At 71.2% G+C, this 8114-nt stretch carries 4 protein-coding genes and 2 CRISPR repeat arrays; all 4 genes read right to left on the bottom strand.

Features of this window, described 5'->3' with window-relative positions:
* Nucleotides 1-28: 28 nt before the first annotated feature.
* A CRISPR array of direct repeats spans nt 29-910; the repeat unit is 29 nt; unit sequence GGGTCCATCCCCGCGGGTGCGGGGAGCAG.
* A 1086-nt stretch (nt 911-1996) separates the two neighbouring features.
* A complete protein-coding gene (locus IE321_RS24240; protein WP_226652866.1) occupies nt 1997-2320 on the bottom strand; it encodes a hypothetical protein in 324 nt (107 codons plus the stop codon).
* Nucleotides 2317-2685 (bottom strand): DUF6247 family protein, encoded by a 369-nt coding sequence (locus tag IE321_RS24235; RefSeq protein ID WP_190224501.1) that lies wholly within the window; start codon nt 2683-2685, stop codon nt 2317-2319. The genes IE321_RS24240 and IE321_RS24235 overlap by 4 nt, the downstream gene beginning before the upstream one ends.
* A 32-nt stretch (nt 2686-2717) precedes the next feature.
* Nucleotides 2718-2909 carry a type II toxin-antitoxin system prevent-host-death family antitoxin gene (locus IE321_RS24230; RefSeq protein WP_226652867.1) on the bottom strand — a complete coding sequence of 64 codons (192 nt, stop codon included), beginning with the start codon at nt 2907-2909 and terminating at the stop codon, nt 2718-2720.
* Nucleotides 2910-3557: 648 nt separating this feature from the next.
* Nucleotides 3558-4367 (bottom strand): leucine-rich repeat domain-containing protein, encoded by an 810-nt coding sequence (locus IE321_RS24225; RefSeq protein ID WP_226652868.1) that lies wholly within the window; start codon nt 4365-4367, stop codon nt 3558-3560.
* A 582-nt stretch (nt 4368-4949) separates the two neighbouring features.
* A CRISPR array of direct repeats spans nt 4950-5222; the repeat unit is 29 nt; unit sequence GGGGCCATCCCCGCGTGCGCGGGGAGCAG.
* Nucleotides 5223-8114 lie beyond the last annotated feature (2892 nt).

Genomic DNA, 8114 nt, shown 5'->3' with positions numbered 1-8114 from the left:
GCACGGCGCCGAGGGCGGGCGGGGTGGCGGGTCCATCCCCGCGGGTGCGGGGAGCAGGACGACACCGTGCGGATGCCGTCGAGGACCGTGGGTCCATCCCCGCGGGCGCGGGGAGCAGGCGCGCGGGACCTGGCCGTCGTGGTCTTCGGGGGGTCCATCCCCGCGGGTGCGGGGAGCAGGGAGTCAGGTCGAACCTGAATCGCTGCACGTTGGGTCCATCCCCGCGGGTGCGGGGAGCAGTTGTCGTCGCCGTTGCTGCCGTCGTTGCCGGGGGGTCCATCCCCGCGGGTGCGGGGAGCAGTCTGCGAGCATCTTCCGCGCGGCGGGGGACATGGGTCCATCCCCGCGGGTGCGGGGAGCAGTACTGCACGGCGCCGAGGGCGGGCGGGGTGGCGGGTCCATCCCCGCGGGTGCGGGGAGCAGATTCGGCGAAGGCCGTGTGCGCGCGGTGTGCCGGGTCCATCCCCGCGGGTGCGGGGAGCAGGATGGCGAGCGGGAGATGGTTCCGCTCGGGGTGGGTCCATCCCCGCGGGTGCGGGAAGCAGCCAAGGGGTGCGGGGGCTCGCGGGTTCGGGAGGGGTCCATCCCCGCGGGTGCGGGGAGCAGCGCCGTGCCCGCGGAGAGCGTCCGGCCCACGGAGGTCCATCCCCGCGGGTGCGGGGAGCAGCCGCGACCGCTGGGGGCGGGGTCCACCCCGTTGGGTCCATCCCCGCGGGTGCGGGGAGCAGTGGCTGGTCACCGAAGACGAGGACTCTCGGCCGGGTCCATCCCCGCGGGTGCGGGGAGCAGGCTGCGATCGCGACGCTGTCGCGGACGGCGAAGGGTCCATCCCCGCGGGCGCGGGGAGCAGGCGTGGCCGCGTACGTTCGCGCAGGTCAGGGGGGTCCATCCCCGCGGGCGCGGGGAGCAGGCTGCCTGACCTGCAGTTCTACCCGACGGCAACCCCCTCCCAAGCAACTTTCACCGAAACAGACAAAACACCCACCCCCTCCCCCGCCGGCGACAAACAGCGACCCAAGCGACCGAGACCCGAACAAGCCCGCAGGTGCAGGGAGCAGTCCTCCAGGATCTTCTTCGCGACCTTGACCTGGGGTCCATCCCCGCGGGTAAGGAGAACAGATGAGGTTGAGGTTCTCGCGGTCTCGCACGTCGGGTCCATCCCCGCGCGGGCGGGGAGCAGGTAGAAGCGGGCGTTGCCGTCGGTGTCGTGGGCGGGTCCATCCCCGCGCGGGCGGGGAGCAGTTCGGGTTGGCGGGGTGCTTGTAGGGGGTCAGGGGTCCATCCCTGCGCGAGCGGGGAGCAGCCGTTGCCCTCGGGGCTCCCGGTGTCGTTGGTGGGTCCATCCCTGCGCGAGCGGGGAGCAGCTGACGGACGCACTGCTGATCCTGGTGCAGGCGGGGTCCATCCCTGCGCGAGCGGGGAGCAGTCTTCCTGACCTGCAGTTCTACCCCACGCCAGCACGCTCCCGAGCAACCTTCACCGAAACAGACAAAACACCCCCAGGGGCCGCCCATGGTGAGCACTGTGGTGAGCCCCGTGGTGAGCAACCCCCGGCATGGTGAGTTCGGTGGTGAGCACCCCCGAGCATGGCGACCTCGGTAGCGAACGACCACCATGACCACTCCCCCGCTCACCACACCCACCGACAGCAGCAACCCAAGCGACCGAAGAACCGACACAACCCCACCACCAAACCCGGCTCCAGCACCCACACCCGAAGATGAGTCCCGCAGGCACGGGAAGCAGTGCCTGACCCACCCGCAATTCAGCCCGCTGCGGGAGCCATCCCCCGCGGGCGGGGAGCAGGTGGCGCCGGCCGGGGCGACGAGCCCGTGATGGGGTCCATCCCCGCGGGCGCGGGGAGCAGTGGAGCGCGGTGGTGACCGTGAGCGCGGTGGCGGGTCCATCCCCGCAGGCGCGGGGAGCAGGAGATGGTCGAGGCAGGACTGATCTCCACCGAGGAGCCATCCCCCGCGGGTGCGGGGAGCAGGGTGTGTCAGGCCCAGAAGGCGTCGGTCACGGTGATCTGGGGTTCGGCGTGGCGGCGGATGAAGGTGAAGATGAGCCAGCCCCGGCCACCGGCGAGATCGGCGATGTGCGGACCACCCGGACTCGTCGATGCCAAAGGCCGGACCGTGATCCAGTGCGGGAGTGCAACGTCGGCGTCGATGCCACGGAAGTAGGGATCCGGAACGGTGATCAGTTCCGCCCGGGCGGCCAGGACGAGCTGCCGACCATCGGCGGGCATACTGTCGAACGCTTCACGGGCCTCGACGGTCCAGTCCATCTGCCACGGCGGAAGCGGTGAATCGGTCGTCACTCGCCGGGCTCCACCTCGGCCGCCGCACGCCGCAGACGGCTGTACTCGGCCAGCAGCCCGGCCGATTCCTGCGGGTCGTCGCACTTCGTAGCGCGGGCCTGCAGATCGTTCATGTGCGCTTCGAGGGCGGGGTTGCGGGCGATGGCGTACTGGGTCCACCACAACCGCATGAACGCCGGGACCGGAGTCAGATTGAACGCATCACCGATCGCACGGCGCCAGTGGGACTCGAAGTCCGGCAGCAGGTGCGGGGCATGCTCCTGAATGGCCAGACGCAAGGCCTGAGGGGTGCGTTCGGGCATCGGCGGAACACTACGGGGCTCCTCACCACCGGATCCGTCGAAGTGAACGGGCTGAGCTGTCATGATCACGATCTCCTGGAATCCGCAGCCGGCACTCAGGCCACGTCCCGGCCACCGGCCGTACCCGACGCCTGCTCCACCAGCTGCTGGTAGTGCTCGAACCACTCGGCCGGCACCAGATAAGCCAGCGTCCTGCCCTTACGGGTCACCACCGCCGGCTCACCCGCGATCCGGACACGATCCAGGATCTCACCCATGCCCTTACGCAGATCGATCGTCGTGTACACCCTCGGCTCCATACCCCACACCCTACCCCCAACTATCACAGTTGCCATAGTTGCGTAGCCGGCACGCAACGCCACTCCCACCACCGACCGCCCCCGCACGAACGGCAAGCAGACCAACAACGACACACCCAGCAGGACCATCCCCGCGCGAGCGGGGAACAGGACACCACCACCCCATCGTGCGGCGACAGCCGGGGTCCATCCCCGCGCGGGCGGGGAGCAGGTCGAGAGCTGGACCCGCGAGACCCAGGAAACGGGTCCATCCCACGGGTACGGGGAGCAGGGCTTACCCAGGCGCAGCCGGTGGGAGATCGTGGGTCCATCCCACGGGTGCGGGGAGCAGCTGCGCCTGACGAACGGCGAGTACCGGGCCTTGGGGCCATCCCCACGCGTGCGGGGAACAGGCCGTCGCCGTGTAGAGGCGGGACGCGGCGCCGGGTCCATCCCCGCGGGCGCGGGGAGCAGATGTAGGAGCCGTTCCGGTCGAGCAGGATGACGGGTCCATCCCCGCGGGCGCGGGGAGCAGTTTGTCGACGGTCATGTATTTCCCCATCGCGAGCGTCAGCTTCCCCGCCCAGACGTTCGACCCGTCGTCACACCATCGTGGTCGTTTCTCGACCGACCGGGGGTGAAGCGAGGTTCGGCTGATCAGTCCCAGTCGGACGCCGGCTGGTCGACTCGGCCGCCTTTGTGGGGTGTGGGGATGTAGTCGTGAGCACCGCCAGGCAGCGCGGAAACACATGCCGCCGAGCAAGCGTTGACCAGCAGGGGTAGTACGTCAGTGGCCACGCGCAGTGAGATCCACACCTGATGGAGTCCGCCCTGCGCGATCGGATGGTTGCAGACACTGCAGCGATGGATGGCGGTGACGCCCCATCGCCGGGGATCCAAGTTCTCCAGATCGAGATCCGCAACGGAGCCCTGGACGGGCTGAAGCCTCGGGAAAGGCGGCCGCAGCTTCTCGTTGCCGAACAACGCGCGCGTGCTCGCTGTGCTGCGGGTCAGCTTCCGGCATCGGGTGATCTCGTAGGGGAACCAGTGCAGCCGGTAGGAGGTGTAGGGGGTGAACTCCTCCAGGCTGGTCATGGCCCCGATTTCGGGCGGGATGCGGACCAAGTTGCTGCCGTAGAGCACCAGGTGTTTGACCGCCGTCAGCCTGGCGATGCTCGGCGGCAGGGTGACGACCTGCCGCCGCTCTTCCGGGCTCAGCTCGGTGAGGGGACGGAACTCTTCACGGCCGTCGGCAGCGGCCTCATCGACCAGCTCCAGCAGGTGCTGCCAACCCGGGGCAGAGGCGTCCTGCCGTTCGGTGTGGAACCCGACGCGGGCTCGCGGGCGTGACCTGGACTGGTCGAAGCACGAGCACGCGTCCTGGCGGGGCCCCCGCCGCTCCAGGGTTGGATCTGACGTGTCGCCCCAGCGGTTCACGTAGAGCTTCGGTTCTTCCTCGTCCGTCATGGCGCCAAGATACGGAGGTTGCTGCAAGCCGTCTCAGGATTGTCCGGACGGGAGCACAGACGACACCCATTGCCGTGTTCGAACGTTTGGCTGGGGAACCTGATGCTGCTGATGGGGAATTACGTGGAGTTCCACACAGGTTCGGGTCACCCACGTTGTAGCCGAACCACTTGGGACCGTCCCCGCGGGCGCGGGGAGCAGGATCTCCAGCGCGCGCCGCTGGAAATCGAGGCGGGACCATCCCCGCGCGCGGGGAGCAGCGTCCTCGTCTCACGCCCGCAGCCCGCTCGACGGGACAATCCCCGCGCGGGCGGGGAGCGGATGGTGAGGTCTGCGGCGCGGCCCAGCGGAGTGGGTCCATCCCCGCGCGTACGGACAGCACGCTGCGAGCTCCCGGCAGAGGGGGACGGACCTGCGGGCGCGGGGAGCAGACGTCCTGCCGCTCTTCGGGCATCAGGTCGGTGGGTCCATCCCCACGCGCGGGGAACAGTCGGATCGTCGGCGGCCTCGCGCCGGAGTGCTGGGGCCCTCCCGCGCGAGCGGGGAACAGGTCGGGGGCCGGCTCAACAAGGAACTGGGCGAGGGTCCATCCCCGCGTGCGCGGGGAGCAGGACTCGCCCGACTGCACGCCGTCGGCGACGTCGGGGCCATCCCCGCGTGCGCGGGGAGCAGGAACCGCGCGCGCAGCTTGCGCTGAGCCTTGCGGGGCCATCCCCGCGGGTGCGGGGAGCAACTCGACATGGAGAACGAGATGGTCCGGGCCTGGGGGCCATCCCCGCGTGCGCGGGGAGCAGGGGTCGAGCCAGCCGGCCTGATCAACCGTGGTGGGGCCATCCCCGCGTGCGCGGGGAGCAGTCTTCCTGACCTGCAGTTCTACCCGAAGCCAGCACGCTCCCAAGCAACTTTCACCGAAACAGACAAAACCCCCAGGGGCCACCCATGGTGAGCCCCGTGGTGAGCAACCCCGGACATGGTGAGTCCGGTGGCGAGCATGGTGGTGAGCACCCCCGAGCATGGCGACCTCGGTGGCGAACGACCACCATGACCGCTCCCCCGCTCACCACACCCACCGACAGCAGCGACCGAAGAACCGACACAGCACCACCATCAAAAGGCGGCTTCAGCACCCACACCGGAAGGTGAGCCCCGCAGACGCGGGGAACAGGAGTCCTTGCCGCCGAAGAACGCGAGCGCCACGGGGCCATCCCCACGCAGGCGGGGAGCAGGAAGCCATGAGCCCGAGGGCAAAGGGCACGTCCGGGCCATCCCCGCGCGCGCGGGGAGCAGCTCGGCGCGCACTTCGGCGGGCGCGGCAAGCAGGGCCCCTCCCCACGCGGGCGGGAGCAGTCCAGAACCTTGATCAGCTCTGGGTAAAGGGGGGGTCCATCCCCGCGCGTACGGGGAGCAGGTGACCAGGTTCCAGACCTTGCGGATGCCGTTGGGTCCATCCCCGCACGGGCAGGGAGCAGGGCGGCGACCAAGTCGCCCAGGTCCGTGGTCCGGGCCCATCCCCGCGCGGGCGGGGAGCAGCTCGCCCCCGTCGCCCTCCTCCTCGACCTCCCGGGTCCATCCCCGCTCGGGCGGGGAGCAGCCCTCGTGCATCACCTGCCGCGAGAGCGTGATGGGTCCATCCCCGCGCGGGCGGGAAGCAGACGGGGATGGGCCCGGTGATGAGCGTGCGGTCGGAACCGTCCCCGCGCGAGCGGGAAGCAGTCACGGAAGCCACCCAGGTCGTAGGGCAGCTCGGGTCCATCCCCGCGTGGGCAGGGAGCAGCAGACGGTGCGCGACTTGGCCTGGTGGTAGCCGGGTCCATCCCCGCGGGCGCGGGGAACACTTCACGGCGTTCTGCCGCGTCATGGTGTGGCCGAGGCCATCCCCGCGGACGTGGGGAGCAGTTGAAGGCATCCTGGACCGAAGCGGGGACCTCGGGGCCGTCCCCGCGGGCACGGGGAGCAGTCGCCCATCTGCCAGAGGGCGGTCTTCTTGTCGGGTCCATCCCCACGCAGGTGGGGAGCAGCCCTCACGCCGGCTCGTCGCCGAGAACGTCCGGGGTCCACCCCCGCGCGAGCGGGGAACAATGGCCCTTATTCAGGGCGAGCGTGGCCGCGTGGGGGCCATCCCCGCACGGGGGAGGAGCAGAGACGGGTCGCCAGGCCCTCGCGGATAAGCGAGGGGCCATCCCCGCGCAGGCGGGGAGCAGATCGTTAGCAACGTCGCGATCGCGGTGGTCGGGGGACCATCCCCGCGCAGGCGGGGAGCAGACCCCGTTCGAGGGCCTGCACTTCGTCCCGTCGGGACCATGCCCGCGCGAGCGGGGAGCAACACCAACCCAGCACACCCGAGGGGGCGCCCATGGGACCATTCCCGCGCGAGCGAGGAGCAGGACTGGCTCGACCGGCTCCCGCCCGGCCACAAGGGACCATCCCCGCGCGGGCGGGGAGCAGTGCTTCGGTGTGGACCAGCCGGGCGACGCCTCGGGTCCATCCCCGCGGACGCGGGGAGCAGAGCATGGCCACGATCTGCTCCTGCTGCTCGGGGGGTCCATCCCCGCGGGCGCGGGGAGCAGGACAGCCACCGAGTGGTCTGCTTCGTCCTGATGGGACCATCCCCGCGCAGGCGAGGAGCAGGCGGCCGACTGCTCGATGCCGGGCGTGGTGCGGGGACCATCCCCGCGCAGGCGGGGAGCAAGGCGGAGGCCAGGCGCGGGGCCGGCCGTGGGCGGTGGCCCACTCCCCCGCCACGGCCAGGCCTGCGGGCGCGGGGAACAGTCCGTCAGCGTGCGCCAGGCGGCGAGGCGGGCGGGTCTATCCCCGCAGGCACGGGGATAGACCAGGGTCTCGTGCTCCCTGCCGACCGGCGGGGTCCATCCCCGCAGGGCGCGGAGAGCAGATACCCCAGTGCCCGATGGCTAGATGGTCCAGGGGCCCATCCCCGCAGCCGCGGGGAGCAGACGTCGAACCGGTCGCACGCCGAAGCGTTTGGGGGTCCATCCCCGCGCAAGCGGGGAGCAGCAGTGGAACGACATGATCGCGGGCGGCACCGCGGGACCATCCCCCCGGGCGTGGGGAGCAGGCCGACGCCAGGAGCGCACGGACGTCGGCCTCGGGTCCATCCCCGCGAGCGCGGGAGCAGGACGCGTGGGGCGAGGTCCCGGAGACATTCGAGGGTCCATCCCCGCGGGCGCGGGGAGCAGAGAACGGGAGCGTTCCTGGCGTTCCCTCGGTGGGGCCATCCCCGCGCGAGCGGGGAGCAGCCGGACTCCAGCATGCCCAGTGTCAGCGGCGCGGGTCCATCCCCGCGCGAGCGGGGAGCAGACCGCGTCGCCACCGTAGACCTCGTTCGGCTCGGGACCGTCCCCTCGGGCACGGGGAACAGTCGAGGCGGACCCCGCTGCCCTGCCGCAGAGCGGGACCTTCCCCGCGGGCGCGAGGAGCAGACCTGGGCGAGGATTTGGTTGCCGGCCGCCGCAGGTCCATCCCCGCAGACGCGGGGAGCAGAGCATGGACCGGTGCCAGTTCGCGGTACGCAGGGGCCCTTCCTGCTCGGGCGGGGAGCGGACCCGCGCCGACGACAAGACCGGCCGTCTGGAGGGGCCGTCCCCGCGGGCGCGGGGAACAGGTCCCGCGCGAGCTGTTCCTGAACCCGAAGGTGGAGCCATCCCCGCGGGCGCGGAGAGCAGTCGAACCAGCTCCGCGGGTCGTCCATCGCGGGGGGCCACCCCCGCGCGGGCAGAGAGCCACCACCCC

The sequence above is a fragment of the Streptomyces hydrogenans genome (assembly GCF_014656075.1).
GTDB lineage: Bacteria > Actinomycetota > Actinomycetes > Streptomycetales > Streptomycetaceae > Streptomyces > Streptomyces hydrogenans.
The sequence above is the reverse complement of the archived record's forward strand: the minus strand, read 5'-3'. Positions and strand labels throughout refer to the sequence as shown.

Excerpts from the sequence above, each read along its gene's own strand:
- IE321_RS24225 (WP_226652868.1), bottom strand. The coding sequence starts at position 4,367 with ATGACGGACGAGGAAGAACCGAAGCTCTACGTGAACCGCTGGGGCGAC.
- IE321_RS24235 (WP_190224501.1), bottom strand. The coding sequence starts at position 2,685 with ATGACAGCTCAGCCCGTTCACTTCGACGGATCCGGTGGTGAGGAGCCC.